General features: G+C 71.2%; 13 protein-coding genes. 8 read left to right on the top strand and 5 right to left on the bottom strand.

All coding sequences use genetic code 11. The annotated features are described in order from the left end of the window. From ACIPWY_RS28305 to ACIPWY_RS28295, 3 genes are all read left to right on the top strand, one after another. A complete protein-coding gene (locus tag ACIPWY_RS28305; protein ID WP_401535593.1) occupies nucleotides 1-951 on the top strand; it encodes a decaprenyl-phosphate phosphoribosyltransferase in 951 nt (316 codons plus the stop codon). A gap of 149 nt (nucleotides 952-1,100) precedes the next feature. Continuing rightward, nucleotides 1,101-1,565 carry a GtrA family protein gene (locus ACIPWY_RS28300; RefSeq protein ID WP_393703577.1) on the top strand — a complete coding sequence of 155 codons (465 nt, stop codon included), beginning with the start codon at nucleotides 1,101-1,103 and terminating at the stop codon, nucleotides 1,563-1,565. After that, nucleotides 1,553-2,473: a YihY/virulence factor BrkB family protein gene (locus tag ACIPWY_RS28295; protein ID WP_362904336.1), complete on the top strand. Its 921-nt coding sequence runs from the start codon at nucleotides 1,553-1,555 to the stop codon at nucleotides 2,471-2,473. The genes ACIPWY_RS28300 and ACIPWY_RS28295 overlap by 13 nt, the downstream gene beginning before the upstream one ends. 326 nt (nucleotides 2,474-2,799) lie before the next feature. Here ACIPWY_RS28295 and ACIPWY_RS28290 read toward each other — a convergent pair whose 3' ends face one another. Beyond that, nucleotides 2,800-4,353, bottom strand: coding sequence for a D-alanyl-D-alanine carboxypeptidase (locus ACIPWY_RS28290; RefSeq protein WP_401535591.1), 1,554 nt, complete (start codon nucleotides 4,351-4,353; stop codon nucleotides 2,800-2,802). Between ACIPWY_RS28290 and ACIPWY_RS28285 the strand changes: the two genes are divergently transcribed. The 3 genes from ACIPWY_RS28285 to ACIPWY_RS28275 all read left to right on the top strand — a co-directional run bounded on the left by ACIPWY_RS28285 (nucleotide 4,292) and on the right by ACIPWY_RS28275 (nucleotide 7,919). Next, nucleotides 4,292-4,531 (top strand): SCO4848 family membrane protein, encoded by a 240-nt coding sequence (locus ACIPWY_RS28285; protein WP_234374403.1) that lies wholly within the window; start codon nucleotides 4,292-4,294, stop codon nucleotides 4,529-4,531. The genes ACIPWY_RS28290 and ACIPWY_RS28285 overlap by 62 nt on opposite strands. 30 nt (nucleotides 4,532-4,561) lie before the next feature. Beyond that, nucleotides 4,562-5,860, top strand: coding sequence for a metallophosphoesterase (locus tag ACIPWY_RS28280; protein ID WP_401535589.1), 1,299 nt, complete (start codon nucleotides 4,562-4,564; stop codon nucleotides 5,858-5,860). Between the two features lie 502 nt (nucleotides 5,861-6,362). Further along, a complete protein-coding gene (locus ACIPWY_RS28275; RefSeq protein ID WP_401535586.1) occupies nucleotides 6,363-7,919 on the top strand; it encodes an ABC transporter substrate-binding protein in 1,557 nt (518 codons plus the stop codon). Here ACIPWY_RS28275 and ACIPWY_RS28270 read toward each other — a convergent pair. Both ACIPWY_RS28270 and ACIPWY_RS28265 read right to left on the bottom strand, forming a co-directional pair. Continuing rightward, nucleotides 7,852-9,498: an ATP-binding protein gene (locus ACIPWY_RS28270; RefSeq protein WP_401535584.1), complete on the bottom strand. Its 1,647-nt coding sequence runs from the start codon at nucleotides 9,496-9,498 to the stop codon at nucleotides 7,852-7,854. The genes ACIPWY_RS28275 and ACIPWY_RS28270 overlap by 68 nt on opposite strands. Nucleotides 9,499-9,560: 62 nt before the next feature. Next, on the bottom strand, nucleotides 9,561-10,235 hold the full coding sequence (locus ACIPWY_RS28265) for a response regulator transcription factor (RefSeq protein WP_401535582.1): 675 nt from the start codon (nucleotides 10,233-10,235) through the stop codon (nucleotides 9,561-9,563). Nucleotides 10,236-10,653: 418 nt separating this feature from the next. Between ACIPWY_RS28265 and ACIPWY_RS28260 the strand changes: the two genes are divergently transcribed. Then, nucleotides 10,654-13,131 (top strand): MMPL family transporter, encoded by a 2,478-nt coding sequence (locus tag ACIPWY_RS28260; RefSeq protein ID WP_401535697.1) that lies wholly within the window; start codon nucleotides 10,654-10,656, stop codon nucleotides 13,129-13,131. Here ACIPWY_RS28260 and ACIPWY_RS28255 read toward each other — a convergent pair. Continuing rightward, on the bottom strand, nucleotides 13,061-14,383 hold the full coding sequence (locus ACIPWY_RS28255) for an MFS transporter (RefSeq protein WP_362904350.1): 1,323 nt from the start codon (nucleotides 14,381-14,383) through the stop codon (nucleotides 13,061-13,063). The genes ACIPWY_RS28260 and ACIPWY_RS28255 overlap by 71 nt on opposite strands. 124 nt (nucleotides 14,384-14,507) lie before the next feature. On the opposite strand from ACIPWY_RS28255, the gene ACIPWY_RS28250 reads away from it, so the two are divergent. Continuing rightward, the gene (locus ACIPWY_RS28250) at nucleotides 14,508-15,014 is read left to right on the top strand and encodes a MarR family transcriptional regulator (RefSeq protein WP_362904352.1); all 507 of its coding nucleotides are present in this window, start codon (nucleotides 14,508-14,510) and stop codon (nucleotides 15,012-15,014) included. A 52-nt stretch (nucleotides 15,015-15,066) separates the two neighbouring features. Here ACIPWY_RS28250 and ACIPWY_RS28245 read toward each other — a convergent pair whose 3' ends face one another. Continuing rightward, on the bottom strand, nucleotides 15,067-16,275 hold the full coding sequence (locus ACIPWY_RS28245) for a D-alanyl-D-alanine carboxypeptidase family protein (RefSeq protein ID WP_401535579.1): 1,209 nt from the start codon (nucleotides 16,273-16,275) through the stop codon (nucleotides 15,067-15,069). Between the last annotated feature and the right edge of the window lie 46 nt (nucleotides 16,276-16,321).

The following is a 16,321-nucleotide window of genomic DNA, read 5'->3' as shown; positions in this document are numbered from 1 at the left end:
GTGTCGACCGCGGCGTTGTTGGAACGGCCGCGGGAGCAGTCCGTGCCGGGGCCACGCGCGGCGACGACGCCCGGATTGGCGGCCGGGCTGTTGAGGACGGCGAGGCCTCGGCAATGGGTGAAGAACGTGCTGGTCGTGGCCGCTCCCGCGGCGGCCGGTGAGTTGTTCTCATGGCATGCGGCAGCACAACTGGCGCTGGTATTCCTGCTGTTCACCGCCGCCGCCTCAGCGGTGTATCTGATCAACGACGCGCGGGATGCCGAGGCGGACCGGGCGCACCCGGTCAAGCGGAACAGGCCCGTGGCCGCGGGGTACGTGCCGGTGGTGGTGGCCTATGCAGTCGGGGGCGGGCTCGCGGTTCTCGCGCCGCTGGTGGCCGCTGCGCTGTGCACCCCGATGACGGCGGTGCTGCTGACGGCCTACGTCGGGATGCAACTGGCGTACTGCATCAGCCTCAAGCACGTTCTCGTCGTCGATCTTGTCGTGGTGACCACCGGGTTCCTGATGCGGGCCATGATCGGCGGGCTCGCGCTGGGGATTCCGCTGTCGCGGTGGTTCCTGATCACGACAGGGTTCGGGGCGCTGTTCATGGTGTCGGCCAAGCGGTACTCCGAGGCCGTGCAGATGGCCGGGAAGGCGGGGGCGACGCGGGCCTTGCTGGCGGAGTACACGACCGGCTATCTGCGGTTCGTCTGGCAGCTTGCCGCAGGGGTGGCGGTTCTCGCCTACTGCCTGTGGGCCATGGAGGAGGGCGGAGTGGCGAGAGCCAGCATGTTGCCGTGGAGACAGCTGTCCATGGTGGCCTTCATCCTCGCCGTCCTGCGCTATGCGGTCTTCGCCGACCGTGGCACGGCCGGAGAGCCGGAGGACGTCGTTCTGCGGGACAGAGCACTGGCCGTGATCGGTCTGGTGTGGGTGGCGATGTACGGGCTCGCGGTCGCCAACTGGTGAGTGTTTCGACTGGGGGCGTGTCGGGCGGGGGAGTGCGTGGGGAAGGCGCGTCCCGGGAGGGCGTGCCTCGGGAGGGCGTGCCTCGGGAGGGTGTGCCTCGTGGAGACGTGGGGGAGGAGCTGTCGTGGTGGGTTCGGCGGTGGTGGCAGATGAAGGGGCTGGGGCGCGAGCTGGTGGGGTTCGCGGTTGTGGGGAGCTGCGCGTACGTCGTCGACCTGGGGCTCTTCGTGTGGCTGCGGGGGCCGATGGGGTGGGATCCGATCACCGCCAAGTCGCTGTCGTTCCTGGCCGGTTGCACGGTCGCGTACGCGGGGAACACGCTAGGTACCTATCGGCGGGCGGCGGTAGAGGTGCCACGGCTGCGGCAGTACGGGGTGTTCTTCGCGGTCAATGTGGCGGGAGCGCTGGTGCAGTTGTTGTGTCTCGCCGTGTCGCATTACGGGCTCGGGCTCACGTCGCAACGCGCGGACACGGTGTCCGGGGCGGGCCTGGGCATGGCGATGGCCACGGTCTTGCGGTTCTGGGGTACTCGGAGCCTGGTCTTCCGGGTGGTGAGTCCGGCAAGACGTGCGAGAAGGGCCAGGGAGGGCAGGCTCGGATCATGGACTGGCTGAAAAGACTTCCCGGCATCGGGCCGATCGTCGAACGGCTCATGCGTACGCACGCGTGGTGCGCCTACGAGCGGCTCGACCAGGTGCACTGGACGCGGCTCGCGGCGGCGATGACGTTCATCAGCTTCCTGGCGCTGTTTCCGCTGCTGACCGTGGCCGCGGCGATCGCGGCCGGCACGCTCAGCACGGAGCGGCAGAAGTCTCTGCAGGACAAGATCGCGGAGCAGGTGCCCGGTATCTCGGACCAGTTGGACATCGGGGGTCTCGTCGCGAACGCGGGCACGGTGGGTCTGGTGGCGGGGGCGTTGCTGCTCTTCACCGGCATCGGGTGGGTCGGCTCGATAAGAGAGTGCCTGCGCACCGTCTGGGAGTTGGAGGACCCGGAGGAGAACCCGGTCATGCGCAAGGTCACGGATGCCGGGGTCCTGGTGGGGCTGGGCGGGGCCGGGCTTGCCTCGCTGGCGGCGTCGATGCTCGCCTCGACCGCCGTGGGGTGGACGGCGGATCAGCTGGGCATCGCCGACGCCGGATGGGGCGGCGCGCTGCTCAGAGCGGTGGCGTTCGCGATCGCCGTGCTCGCGGACTTCCTGCTGCTGCTCTATGTGCTGACGCTGTTGCCGGGGGTTCACCCGCATCGGTGGGAGCTGGTGACGGCGGCGCTGATCGGGGCGGCGGGGTTCGAGCTGCTGAAGCTGTTGCTGGGCAGCTATATGAAGGAGGTGGCGTCGAAGAGCATGTACGGGGCGTTCGGTACGCCGGTGGCCCTGATGCTCTGGATCAACTTCACCGCGAAGCTGCTGCTGTTCTGCGCGGCCTGGACGGCCACGCGGGGGCGGTCCGGCTCAGAAGTGCCGGACGAGGCCGAACCGGGGGTGGAACCGCCGGGGGCGGCGCGGGCCGGCGCCGCCTGAGCGGACGGCGCCGCCTGAGCCGGACGGCGTCTGGGCCGGCCGGGGTCTGGGCCCCGGGCCGGACGGTGTCTGTGCCGGCAGGCCGGACGGTGTCTGGGCCCCGGGCCGGACGGTGCCTGGGCCCCGAGCCGGATGGCGGTGGCACCTCCGAGCCGGACGGCGCCTGGGCCCCCGAGCCGGATGGCGGTGGCACCTCCGAGCCGGACGGCGCCTGGGTCACCGAGCCGGATGGCGTGGCACCTCCGGGACGGATGGCGGTGGCACCCCTGGGCCGGACGGGGGTGGCACCGCTGGGCCGGAGGGCGTTGGCACCCCCCGGAGGGGCGTCAGCGTCGGGGGATGCGGCGTACCAGTTCGGGCAGGGGCCAGCGGCGGTTGACGAGGAAGGCGGCTCCGGCCAGGAGGATCAGTGCGCCGGCCGTGATGGCCAGGGCGATACCGATGCCGCTGGTGCCGCTCTGGACGGAAGCGTGAGCGGTCGACGCCTTGCCGGGTGCGGCAGCTCCCTTGTCGCCCTTCGGGCTGGCGGAGGAGCCGTCGGCGGCGCCGGTGTCGGCGCTCTTGGGCGGGACGAGCTGTCCCACCGGGGTGACCTTGCCGTCGGACTGGAAACCCCAGTCGAGGAGTCGGGCCGCCTCCTGGTAGACCGCCTGGTTCTCGCCGGACTCGGGGTTCATGACGGTGACGAGGAGGACCTTGCCGTTGCGTTCGGCGACGCCGGTGAAGGTGGCGCCGGCGTTGGTGGTGTTGCCGTTCTTGACCCCGGCGATGCCCTTGTAGGGGTCGAGGCCCATGTCGCCGGTGATGAGACGGTTGGTGTTCTGGATCTGGAAGGAGCTGGTGGTCTTGCCCTTCTTCTGCGACTCGGGGAACTTCGCGGTCGCCGTCGCGCAGTATTCGCGGAAGTCCCTCTTCTGCAGGCCGGAGCGGGCGAAGAGAGTGAGGTCGTAGGCCGAGGAGACCTGGCCGGGGGCGTCGTAGCCGTCGGGGCTGACCACATGGGTGTCGAGGGCCTGAAGATCGTCGGCGTGGGACTGCATGTCCTTGACGGTCTGCGGGACACCGCCGTTGAGGGCGGACAGCACGTGGACCGCGTCGTTGCCGGAGCGGAGGAACACGCCGAGCCACAGGTCGTGGACGGTGTAGGTGTAGTCCTCCTTGACGCCGACCATGCTGGAGCCCTCGCCGATGCCGGCCAGGTCGGAGGGGACGACCTTGTGCGTCTGCGTCTTGGGGAACTTCGGGAGGACCGTGTCGGCGAAGAGCATCTTGAGGGTGCTGGCGGGGGGCAGCCGCCAGTGCGCGTTGTGCGAGGCGAGGACCTGGCCCGACTCGGCGTCCGTGACGATCCAGGAGCGAGCGCTCAGATCCTTGGGCAGGACGGGGGCGCCGTTCGCCAGATTCACCTGTGTGCCCGGCTTGCCCAGTTGCGTGCCGCCCACTGTCGACATCGAGGCCGGCGGCTTCGCCTTGCCTTTGCCGGACCCCGGCTTGTCGTCGGCCAGTGCGGGCGAGGCGCAGCAGACCGAGACGAGAGTGGCGGAGGCGGCGACCGTGGCGGCGACGGCGGACCATCGCCCGGCACGCCGAGGACCGGAAGGCTTCAGACCGGAAGGCTTCAGACCGGAACACTTCAGACTGGAACGCTCAAGACGGGACTCGGTCTTGGCGGAGACGGTCGTGAAATACGACTCATTCGAGGCAGGCACGGTCGTGAACGTACATGGCTGGGACCGGTAAGTCTCCGCCGAGGTGTCCTGTGTCTCCTGCTCCCCACCCCGGCGGCGGCGCGGAACGAGGACTGGCGATACTGAGGGCATGAAGCTCAGCCGCCCCGTCTCCTGGTTCCTGCTCGCCTTCGGTGTCTGGAGCTGGGTCATCTGGGTCACTTTCGTCAAGAACCTGTGGAAGGACGGGAGCGGGCTTGCCTTCGACGACGCCGGCGACCCGACCGCCTACTTCTGGGTGCACCTGACGCTCGCCGTTGTCTCCTTTGTCTTGGGGACGGTGGTTGGGGTCATCGGGTTCCGCGGACTGCGCGCCCTGCGTCGGGCGTGACGTGAAGAACACAACGGGGGGAGCGGCCTTGTGATCGCCGTCGTAGTGATCGCAGGGCTCGCGTCGCTCGCGGCGTTCGCCGGTCTGCACTGGTACGCGTGGCGCCGCTTGGTGCGCGACACCACGGCTCGCGCAGGTCTTGCGCGGCGCGCGGGCACGGTCGTGTTCGTCGCGGGGCCGTTGCTGATGTTCGCGGCGGTGGCGAGTGAGCGGGCCGGTGCGCCGTTCTGGTTGCAGCGGGTCCTGTCCTGGCCCGGGTTCCTGTGGATGGCCTTCTCCATCTATCTGGTCCTCGCGGTCCTCGTCGGCGAAGTGGTGCGTCCCCTGCTGCGGCGTTACCTCGACCGCAGGTCCGCACCGGGCGGCGCGGAGTCGGGGCCTGTGCAGGAACCCGTACTGGTTCCGGGGCGTGAGCCCGACGAACGGCCCTCGATGCCCACTTCCAACCCCAACCCCAAGCCCACCCCCAACGCGACGCCCGTCACGCCATCGGCCGCGTCCGACCCCTCTCGTCGGCTCTTCGTCTCCCGTGTCGTCGGTGGTGCCGCCGTCGTCGCGGCCACCGGGATCGTCGCGAACGGTGCGTACGGGGTGTTGCGGGGGCCGAAGGTGAAGCGGGTCACGGTTCCGCTGGCCCGGCTGCCGCGTTCTGCGCACGGGTTCAGGATCGCGGTCGTCAGCGACATCCACCTGAGCCCGGTACTGGGCCGGGGATTCGCCCAGCGGGTGGTCGACACGATCAACTCCACGCAGCCCGACCTGATCGCGGTCGTCGGAGACCTGGTCGACGGCAGTGTCGACGACCTGGCGTCGGCCGTCGCGCCGCTCGCGGGGCTGCGGGCACGGCACGGCACCTACTTCGTGACGGGCAACCACGAGTACTTCTCGGGCGCCGAGCCGTGGGTCGAGCACGTCCGTGAGATCGGCCTGCGGCCCTTGGAGAACGCGCGCGTGGAGCTGAGCGCGTTCGACCTGGCCGGGGTGAACGACGTGACCGGCGAGAACTACGGCGACGGGCCCGACTACGACAAGGCTCTCGGTGACCGCGACCCCGGCCGCGCCGTCGTCCTCCTCGCCCACCAGCCCGTCATGATCCACGAGGCGGTCAAGCACGGCGTCGACCTCCAGCTCTCGGGTCACACCCACGGCGGCCAGCTCTGGCCGGGCAACTTCATCGCCGACGCGGCGAACCCGACGCTCGCGGGCTTGGAGCGGTACGGCGACACGCAGTTGTACGTGAGCCGGGGCGCCGGTGCGTGGGGCCCGCCGGTCCGGGTGGGAGCGCCCTCGGACATCACGGTCGTCGAGCTGGCATCGAAGCGGGCGTAGACAGACACGGCCGTAGGCAGCAGAGGCGTAAGCAGAGGCGGGCCTAAGCAGAGACGGGCCTAAGCAGTGGTCCGGGGAGGCATCTCCCGGGTCTCCGGGTCTCCGGGTCTCCGGGTCTCCGGGTCTCCGGGTCTCCGGGTCTCCGGGTCTCCGGTCTCCGGGTCTCCGGTCTCCGGGTCTCCGGGTCTCCGGGTCTCCGGGTCTCCGGGCCTCCGGGTCTCCGGGCCTCCGGTCTCCGGGCCTCCGGGTCTCCGGGTCTCCGGGCCTCCGGGTCTCCGGGCCTCCCGCCTCCGGGCAACGCCCTCCGGTCTCCAGGCCACCGATGGACCCCAGAAATGCCCCCACCGTCCCCCCGAAAGACCCCGGCCCGAAACAGGCTCGAAACCCCCTTGCTCACAAGCTCCTCACAGGGTTTCTCTCGGTCTTCAAAACCTCACCACCTCCCCTTCCCAGGGCTCAAACTCCTGTGATTCAGTGATCCACGTCACTGGGGAGGGGCGCGATGCGGTCGATTCGCATGCGGATTTTTGCGACGTTCATGGTGCTTGCCGCTGCCGGAGCCGGCGCCTGGCAGTTGCTTCCGGAGCGGGACGAGCCGGGGAAGACGATCACCGTCGGGACGACCGACGCCGTGACGTCGCTCGATCCGGCCGGTGCGTACGACGCCGGATCGTGGGCGCTGTACAGCAACGTGTTCCAGTCACTCCTGACGTTCGACGCGGGTGGCGCCGCGCCCGTGCCGGATGCCGCGAAGCACTGCGGGTTCGTCGGCCAGGGGCTGGTTACGTACCGTTGCGAGCTGCGTGACGGACTGACGTTCCCGAGTGGTCGGGCGGTCACGGCCAAGGACGTGAAGTTCTCCTTCGACCGGGTCAAGGCCATCGACTCGCCGGTGGGCCCGTCGACCCTGCTCGACACGCTCGGCAAGGTCGAGACGAGCGGGGCGCGGACGGTGACCTTCCAGTTGTCCTCGCCCGACGCGACGTTCCCGTTCAAGGTCGCCACGGGCGCCGGTTCCATCGTCGACAGCACGCAGTACCCGGCGCACAGCCTGCGCACCCGTACCCGCGTCGACGGCACCGGTCCCTACAGCCTCAGCTCGTACGCGCCGGGAAAGCAGGCGAAGCTCGTCCCCAACTCCCGCTACCAGGGCGCCGTCAAGAGCGTCGGCAAGCCCACCACCCTGCGCTATTTCAAGGACTCGGCCGCCCTTGAATCCGCGTGGAAGGCCCGTTCGGTCGACGTCGCCGCGCGACAGCTGCCGCCCGCGCTGCTCGCCTCGTACGCGCCGAGCGACAAGGGTGAGCGGCTCACCGAGGTCGAGAGCGCGGAGACCCGCAATCTCGTCCTCAATGTGCGGACCGGCCGCCCGTTGCACGACAGACGGGTGCGGCAGGCCCTCGCCACGCTCCTCGACCGGGACCGGCTGGTCGCCTCGACGTACCAAGGCACCGTCGACTCCCTCTACTCCCTGATCCCGCGCGGCATCACCGGGCATACGACGGCGTTCTTCGACGCGTATCCGAAGCCGGACGCCGCCCGTGCGCGCACGCTGCTCCAGGAGGCCGGGGTGAGCGCGCCGGTCCGCTTCGAGTTCGCGTACTCGCGCGGCGCCGCGTCCGCGTCCGAGGCGAAGGAGATCAAGCGGCAGCTGGAGGCGAGCGGGCTGTTCAAGGTGAGCCTGCGCTACTACGAGTGGACCGACTTCCAGACGCGGTACGCGAGCGGGAAGCTCGACGCGTACGCGGTCGGGTGGCTGCCGGACTTCCCTGATCCGGACACGTTCACCGCGCAGTTGGTGCGCACCGGGTCCGGGATGCACAACGGATACAGCAGTAAAGAGGTCGACGGCCTGATCCAGGCCAGTCAGCAGTACGAGGACCGCAGCCGCACCATGGGTGACTTCCGCAAGCTTCAGGAGGCGGTCGCGCGCGACGTTCCGCTCATCCCGCTGTGGCAGCGCAAGGAGTACGTGCTGAGTACGGAGGACGTCACCGGCGGGCAGTATCTGTCGGACGGGACCGGGGTGTTCCGGCTGTGGCAGCTCGGCTGGATCTGACCGGCTCCGACGAGGAGGCCTCACTCGCGTGAACCCCACGCACGGGAACCCCACGCACGGGAACCCCACGCACGGGAACCTCACTGGCGGGACCCCTGTCAGCCACAGCCGAGCCCACAGGCCCTTCGCCCACAGGTCCCTCGCCCGCAGGCAGCACCACCGTCACCCGCACCCCCGCCCCCGGAGCCGTTCGCACGGACACCTCTCCGCCGTGGGCCGACACCACCCCCTCCACGATCGCCAGGCCCAGACCGCTGCCCGCGCCGCCGCCCGCCCGGAAGAAGCGGTCGAAGATCCGTGCCGCGTCCTCCTCGGCGAGTCCGGGCCCCTCGTCGGCCACGCTCAGCCGGACCGTACCGTCCGCGCGTTCGAGCGTGACGCTGACGGGGGCGTCCTCCGGTGTGTGGGTGCGTACGTTGGCGAGAAGGTTCCCCAGGACCTGGCGCAGGCCCGACTCGTCGGCGCGGACGAGCAGCGCGCCGTCCGCGGTGACCTGGACCGGCCGGTCCGGCTGCTGCACGCGCAGGTCGTCGGTCGCCTCGCGGACCAGCCGGCTCAGATCGACGTTCCGCAGGCGCAGTTCGGGTCCCTGGTCGAGGCGGGCCAGGGTGAGGAGCTCGTCGACGAGGCGGCCCATGCGGTCGGCCTCGGCGTGGACGCGGCCCAGGGCGCGGGTGCGTTCCGCCGGGTCGCGGAGCATCCCCTTGTCGTAGAGCTGGAGGTAGCCGCGGATCGCCGCCAGTGGTGTGCGCAGTTCGTGGGAGGCGTCCGCGACGAACCGCCGCAGTTGCGCGGAGCTGCGCTCGCGGGTCTCGAAGGCCGTCTCGACCTGGTGGAGCATGGAGTTGAGGGCGAGCCGCAGCTGTTCGACCTCCAGGGCGGTGTCGTGGTGCGGCGGTACGCGCCGGGCGAAGTCGCCGTCGGCGATGGCCGACGCGGTCTCGACCATGTCTTCGAGGGGCCGCATGCGGTGGCTGACGCCGATCATCGTGAGGACGGCGAGCAGAGCGAGCAGGCCCGTGCCGAGGGCGATGTCGAGCCTGAGTGCCTTGTGGATGCCGGTCTGGACGTTGGCCGTCGAGGTGGCGAGCAGCACGGTCGTGCCGTCGGCGAGGCGGGCGCCCACCGCGCGGTACGGGTCGCCGTGCACGGTGACGTCGCGCGGCTCGTCGGCGGTGGCGAGCGCCTTCGGGTCGTCGACCGCGGAGGCGAGGTCGCGCTGGCGGGCGGTGGGTCGCAGGGCGCCGACGTTGATGGGCGCGCCGGCCCGGTCGACGGCAACGAACACGGTTTCGTTGCGCGGCAGTGAACTCGCGCCCGCGTGCGTCGAGTTGGGGCCGGGGGAGAGTTTGTCGAGGGCGATGCCCAGTTCGCTGAGCGACTCGATCTGTTTGAGGGTGAGGCCGGTGCGCTGGAGCGAGGTGCGTGACGAGGTCAGCTCGGCGTCGACGTTCGCGAGGAGGTAGTGGCGCATCCCCATGAGGCTGACGGCGGTCGCGGCGACGATGCCGAGGGCGAGCAGCGCGACGTTGACGAGGGTGAGCTTGGCGCGCAGGGAGTGGAACCGCCCACTCCGCACGCGCGCGCCCCGGCCGCAGACTTGCCGGCCCCGGCCACGGCCCCACAGGCGCGGCGCCCCGTTCACGCCCCACCCGCAAGCCCGTCCCCGACCCCCCGCCGCGTCGTGATCAACGGCGGTCCCAGCGCTTCGAGTTTGCGCCGCAGGTAGCTGATGTACGTCTCGACGACGGTCGACTCGGCGGTGTGCTCGTACTGCCATACGTGACGCAGGAGTTGTTCCTTGGGCACGACGCGGCCGCCGTTGCGCACGAGGAAGCGCAGGAGCGCGTACTCGGTGGGGGTGAGCTGGACCGTGCGGCCCGAGCGGTGGACGGTGTAGGCGGTCTCGTCGAGTTCGAGGTCGCCGTAGCGCAGCGGCGGGCGTTCGGGCAGGACGTCGGCGGGCCGGGTGCGGCGCAGGACGGCGCCCAGCCTGGCCACGACCTCGTCGATGTTGAACGGCTTGGTGATGTAGTCGTCGCCGAAGCCGAGCGCGCCCACGATCTCGGCGGGGGCGTCGCGCGCGGTCAGGAAGACGAGAGCCATATCGGGCCTGCGCGCCCGAAGTTCGCGCCCGAGGGCCCGGCCGTCGCCGTCCGGCAGCATCACGTCGAGGAGCGCGGCGTCGGGCCGGGTGCGCGTGGCGAGGGCGAGGGCCTCGCGGACGGTGCCCGCGGTCATGACCTCGAAGCGGTGGTAGCGCAGGGTTATCGCCAGGACGTCGGCGATGCTCGGTTCGTCCTCGACGATGAGCACGGTGGCTCCGGCGGGGCGCTCCGATTCGTGTGCAGACCCGTTGCTCGCAGGCCCACCATGCGCACCGTTCGCAGGCCCACCATGTGCACCGTTCGCGGGCCCACCATGTGCACCGTTCGCGGGCCCGGCATGCGCAGCGTTCGCAGGCCCAGCATCCCCACCGTCCGCATGCGCAGCGTCCGCAGGCCCACCGTTCATACCCCCAGCGTTCATAAGTCCAGTATCGGCGCGCCCGCCCCCGCTCAGCCCGGCCCGCCCCTTGGAGTTCCTTGAGAGTCATGGCCGCGCCGTGCCGCCGTGCGCCCGCGCCCACGGATGCTGAGGCCGAGGCAGGCCCGGGGGAACCCGCGGAGCCCGCGCCGCAGTTGTGGCCGCGCTCCCGGCGACGAAGACCGAAGGAGTGGCAAACGTGACGGCATTGGCACGGTGGTGCTACCGGCACCGCCTGGTGGTCCTGGTGCTGTGGGTGGGGGCGCTGTTCGGCCTCGGGGCCGCGGGCACCTCGGCGGGGACCGACTACTCGAACGTGTTCTCCCTCCCCGACACGGACTCCAAGCAGGCGTACGACCTGATGACGAAGGCGTTCCCGCAGAGCTCGGGCGACACGGACACCGTGGTATGGCGGTCGTCCGGTGACCAGGGGCCGGTGACGGACTCGGCCGTACGGTCCCGGATCGAGCCCGCGCTGAAGGAGATCGCCGGCATGCGGGGCATCGGCCGGGTCGCGGGCCCCTACGAGAAGAACGGCGCCGCGCAGATCAGCCGGGACGGCCGTACCGCCTACGCGCAGATCACCTTCACCGGCCAGGCGAACGAGGTCCCCAAGGACCTGGTCCAGAAGGTCGTCGACACGGCTCAGGGCGCCGAAAGCGACGGCCTTCAGGTCGAGTTGGGCGGCCAGGCCATCACCCGTATCCAGGAGCCGCCCACCGGTGTCTCCGAGGTGGTCGGCATCGCGGCGGCGGCCGTCGTGCTCTTCCTGGCCTTCGGTTCGCTCTTCGCGATGCTGCTGCCGATCGTCGTGGCGATCATGGGTGTGGGCAGCGGCATGATGGCGACGATGCTGCTCAGTCACGTGACGAACGTGCCCGAAGTGGCCCCGCTGCTCGGCTCGTTGATCGGTCTCGGCGTCGGCATCGACTACGCGCTCTTCATCGTCACCCGGCACCGGCGCGGCATCCAGCGGGGGCTCGACCCTGAGGAGTCGGCGGTGCGGGCCCTCAACACGTCGGGGCGCGCCGTCCTGTTCGCGGGTGGCACCGTGTGCATCGCGCTCGCCGGAATGCTGGTGATGAACCTGCGCTTCCTGGACGGTGTCGTCATCGCCACGTCCCTCACGGTCGTGCTCAGCGTCCTGGCGGCGATCACCCTGCTCCCCGCACTCCTCGGCCTGCTCGGCCCGCGTGTCCTCAGCAGCAAGCAGCGGCGGAAGCTCGCGGCGGCGGGGCCCGATCCCGCCGAGGCGAGCGGTCCCGCGGCGCGCTGGTCGGCGTATGTGCAAAGGCGTCCGCGCGCGATCGCGGCGACGGCGCTGGTCGTCATGGCGGTGCTCGCGCTGCCCGTACTGTCGCTGCGGCTCGGCGCCACCGACCAGGGCAACAACCAGGAGTCGACGACGACCAGGCAGGCGTACGACCTGCTCGCGGAGGGCTTCGGGCCCGGCTTCAACGGGCCCCTTCAGGTCGTCGTGCCGGGCGGCGCCGACACCACGGAGCTGGTCAGGACGATCCGCGCGACGGACGACGTCGCGCAGGCCGCCGCGGCCCCGCCCGTCGAGGGCGTCACTGTCATCCAGGTCGTGCCGGAGACGTCCCCGCAGTCCGTCGGGACGGACCGGCTCATCGACCGGCTGCGGGACGACGTGATCCCCGAGGCCGGTGTCGAGGCGCACGTCGGCGGGGTGACGGCCGTCTTCAAGGACTTCGCGTCGGTGACCGGCGACCGGCTGCCCTACTTCGTGGGCGCCATCATCGGGCTCGGTTTCCTGCTGCTCCTGATCGCGTTCCGCTCGCTCGTCGTGCCGCTGACGGCCGCGCTGATGAACCTCATCGCGGCGGCCGCGTCGTTCGGTGTCCTGGTGGCGGTCTTCCAGTGGGGCTGGGGGACGGAGTTCCTCGGCATCGGAAAGGAGGGGCCGATCACCGCGTTCCTGCCGGTGATCATGTTGTCGCTGCTGTTCGGCCTCTCGATGGACTACCAGGTGTTCCTGGTGAGCCGGATGCACGAGGAGTGGGTGCACACCGGGGACAACGCGCGGGCCGTGCGCGTGGGTCTCGCCGAGACGAGCCGCGTCATCAACTGCGCTGCCCTCATCATGATCTGCGTGTTCTCGGCGTTCGTCCTGAGCGGCGACATGGAGGGCGCGATGGCGGGCATCGGGCTGGCGGCGGCCGTCGCGCTCGACGCGTTCATCCTGCGTACGGCGCTGGTCCCGGCGGCGATGCATCTCCTCGGCCGATCCAACTGGTGGCTGCCGGACTGGCTGGAGCGGCGGCTCCCGCACCTGGCCGTGGAGCCGGCCGAATCGTCGGCCGCGCCGCCCGGCGCACAGCCGACCGAGTCCATCGAAAGCGCCGGCCTCGTCAAGCTCGCGGAGCCCATGGAGGGCAGCAGTACCGGCGGAGCCACGGTCGTCCACGGATTCCTGCGCACCCCCGACGGCGACCCCTTGGACGGTGCCTCGGTGACCCTCGTGTCCAGGGGCGGTCGCCAGCTCGACCGCGTCACGTCCCTCGCCGACGGCTCGTACATCGTGTCGGTGCCCGCGCCGGGGGCGTACGTCCTGGCGGTGACGGCGCACGGAGTGGCGCCGCGCGCCCGCCACATCAGCGTCGGGGGCGGTCCGCTGGTGTACGACGTGGAGCTGACGGACGACGGCGCGGATCTGGTGAACTGACATCCGCGGCAAGGGTGTTGGCAGAGGCGTTGCCCGGGGGGTCGGCGGGGGTGTTCAGCGTGAACTGCCGAACGCCGGGCACCCCCGCCGTGGCCACGCAGGCCAGGCTCACGGCCGCCGCCGCGATCCACAGCGGGGTCGCCTCGCCCCAGGCGTCGGCGGCGAGCGGGGCGAGGACGTAGCCGAGGGGCATCGCGGCCAGCGAGAGCAGCCAGTCGTACGAGGTGACGCGGGCGAGGACCGCCTGGGGAACGGCCGCCTGGACCGCCGTCGACCAAAGGGGGTTGAAGAAGCCGAGCCCGGCCGAGGCGACGCCGAACGCGGCGGCGACCGCCGGGGCCGGGGTGTGCAGGGCGAGCAGCCCCAGCGGCAGGACGTACGTGGTCAGAGCCAGGTTGCCCACGAGGATCGGGCGGCGTGGGCGGGCCCGCCCGGACAGGAGTGACCCGAGGAGCAGGCCGACCGCGCCCGCCTGGGCGATCACGATCCAGGCGCCGTCGCCGCCCAGTTCCTTGACGGCGACGGCCGGTCCGAGGGTGGCGAACACGGCCGCCGCGCCGTTCCAGGTGGCGTGGGCGACGAGGCTCGTCCAGTACCAGTCGCGCGAGCGCACCTCGTGCCAGCCCTCGACGAGGTCGGACCGAAGAGAGCGGTGTTCCTCGCCGGGTGCCGATGCGCGGTTGAGCGTCAGGGTGGCGAGCAGGGCGGCGCTGACGGCGAACGAGGCGGCGTCGAGGACGAACGCCCACCCGGGTCCCGCGGTCAGGACGAGCACCCCGGCGAGGGCCGGACCGCCCGCCAGTGTGGCGCTGCGGACCACGCCGAGCGCGGAGTTGGCGGCCTGCCGGTCCTTCTCGTCGACGATGCCGACGATCAGCGAGGAGAGCGTCGGCATGGCGAAGGCGGAGGCGGCGCCGCCGATCGCCTCGGCGACCGCGATGTGCCACAACTCCGGTGTCCCGGAGAGGAGTTCGATGCCTACGAAGAGCTGGCCGGCGCAGCGCACGAGGTCGGTGGTCAGGGCCACGGTGCGGGGGTTGAAGCGGTCGGCGATCACGCCGCCCAAGGGGAGGAGGACGAGTCGCGGCACCATCGCGCAGCCCAGGACCAGCGCGAGCGCCGAGGCGGAGCCGGTGGCGTGCAGTACGGCGAGGGCGAGGGCGGAGGGGATGACGGCGTCGCCGACCAGGGAGAGGAGGCGACCGAGGAAGAAGCGGCGGAAGGCCGGGTTGTGCCGGAAGGGATGCGGCATGCCGAGGAATATATTTCGGTGCCGAATTATTTGTCAACGAAATATTTGCCTCTGGAAGATCTGGTACCAAAATATCTGATAGCGAAATATCTGATGCCGAAGGATCCAGCCCTAGACTGCCCTCATGGAACGCGACTGGACCGATGGGCATCTGGCGCGCTGGCTGCCGGTCATGCCGGGCCTCGACCCGGACATCGAGGGCGCGGTCACGCGCGCGGGCGAGCTCACCCGGCATCTGCGCAAGGTCCGCGAACAGGCCCTGGTGGACGTGGACCTGGAGCGCTACGAGTACGACACCCTGCACAAGCTCGCGGGCCGCGAAGGCCGCGCGACGCCCTCGGAACTCGCCTCGGACCTGGGCCTCGCCCCGGCCTCCGTCACCGGCCGCCTCGACGGCCTCGAACGCCGCGGCCTCGTCGTCCGTACGCCGTCCAGGACCGACCGGCGCCGGGTCGACGTGGCGCTGACCGACGAGGGCCGTGTGATCTGGCGCAAGGCGATGGACCGGCTCGGCGGCGAGGAGCACCGCGTCCTCGGCGCCCTCGACGCGAAGGAGCGCAAGGTCCTCTCGGACCTGCTGCGGCGCGTGATGGTGGCCGCGGAGTCAGGCCCGGGCGGCCGCCGGTCCTGAGGTCGCCGTCGTGCGCCGCGCCCGGCCGAGCCTGACGGGCATCCCAAGGCCCTCAGTCCTGACGCCGCCTGCGCCCACTCGGCTGCTCCCGCCCTCGCCGCCGCAGCGCCAGCAGCCCTCCGCCCGCAAGCACCGCCACCGCAGCCGAGCCGCCGAACGCCCAGTCGTCGGTGCGAGACATGGTCACGGCGGCCGCGGCGGGAGCGCCCCCCGCGCCCGCGGCCCCCGCACGCGGCTTCGCCGCCGCCGCGCCCTTGGGCTGCTCGCTCAGCGGAGTGACGAGCGTGCCGACCGGATCCGCCTTGCCCGCCGCCGCGAACCCCCAGTCGAGCAGCGCCGCCGTCTCCTCGTACACCGCTTCGTACCCGGATCTGGGGTGCATGACGGTGACGAGCAGGGTGCGCCCGCCACGCGTCGCCGCGCCGGTGAACGTGTTGCCGGCGTGCGACGTGTAGCCGTTCTTCACGCCGATGAGCCCCTGGTACGCGGCCACGCCCTGCCCGGTGAGGAGGCGGTCCGTGTTCTGGATCTGGAACGTCTTCCTGCCCCCGGCCGGGAAGTCGGCCGTCTTCGTGGCGCAGTAGCCGCGGAAGTCCTCGTTCTTGAGCCCGGCGCGCGCGAACAGCGTCAGGTCGTAAGCCGACGACACCTGCCCCTTGTGGTCGAAGCCGTCGGGGCTGACCACATGCGTGTCGTTCGCCTGGAGGTCGTTCGCGCGGGCCTGCATCTGGCGGACGGTCTCGCCCACCCCGCCGTTCATGCCGGCGAGCACGTGCACCGCGTCGTTCCCGGAGCGCAGGAACACGCCCTGCCACAGCTGCTCGACGGTGTACGAGGTCCCGGCCTGGACGCCGACGAGGCTGCTGCCGTACGGGATCCCGGCGAGATCGGCGGCGGTCACCTTGTGGACCGAGGCCCGCCCGAACTTCGGCAGGACCGTGTCCGCGAACAGCATCTTGAGCGTCGAGGCCGGAGGCAGCGCGCGGTGCGCGTCGTACGAGGCGAGGACGTCGCCGCTGTCCTGGTCGGCGACGAGCCACGCCTTCGCGGCGAGTCTCGGCAGCCGGGGCGCGCCGGACGCCACCTGCACACCGGACCTGCCGAGCCGCTCCCCGCCGACGGCGGGTGTCGCGGCCACGGCGCGCTGTCCTGGCAGGGTGACGGAGGCCGCGGCGCCGAGACCGAGGGCGAGCGCGGCGCGACGGCTGACGTGGGGCGATGAAGAGGAGCCGGGCATCAGGCGACCGTACAAGCCGCGCATGAACCAAAGGTAAGAGACCCCCGCCGACCCCCGAAGCCCCAGCCCC

This window comes from Streptomyces sp. NPDC090032 (genome assembly GCF_044748025.1).
Lineage (GTDB): Bacteria > Actinomycetota > Actinomycetes > Streptomycetales > Streptomycetaceae > Streptomyces.
The sequence above is the reverse complement of the archived record's forward strand: the minus strand, read 5'-3'. Positions and strand labels throughout refer to the sequence as shown.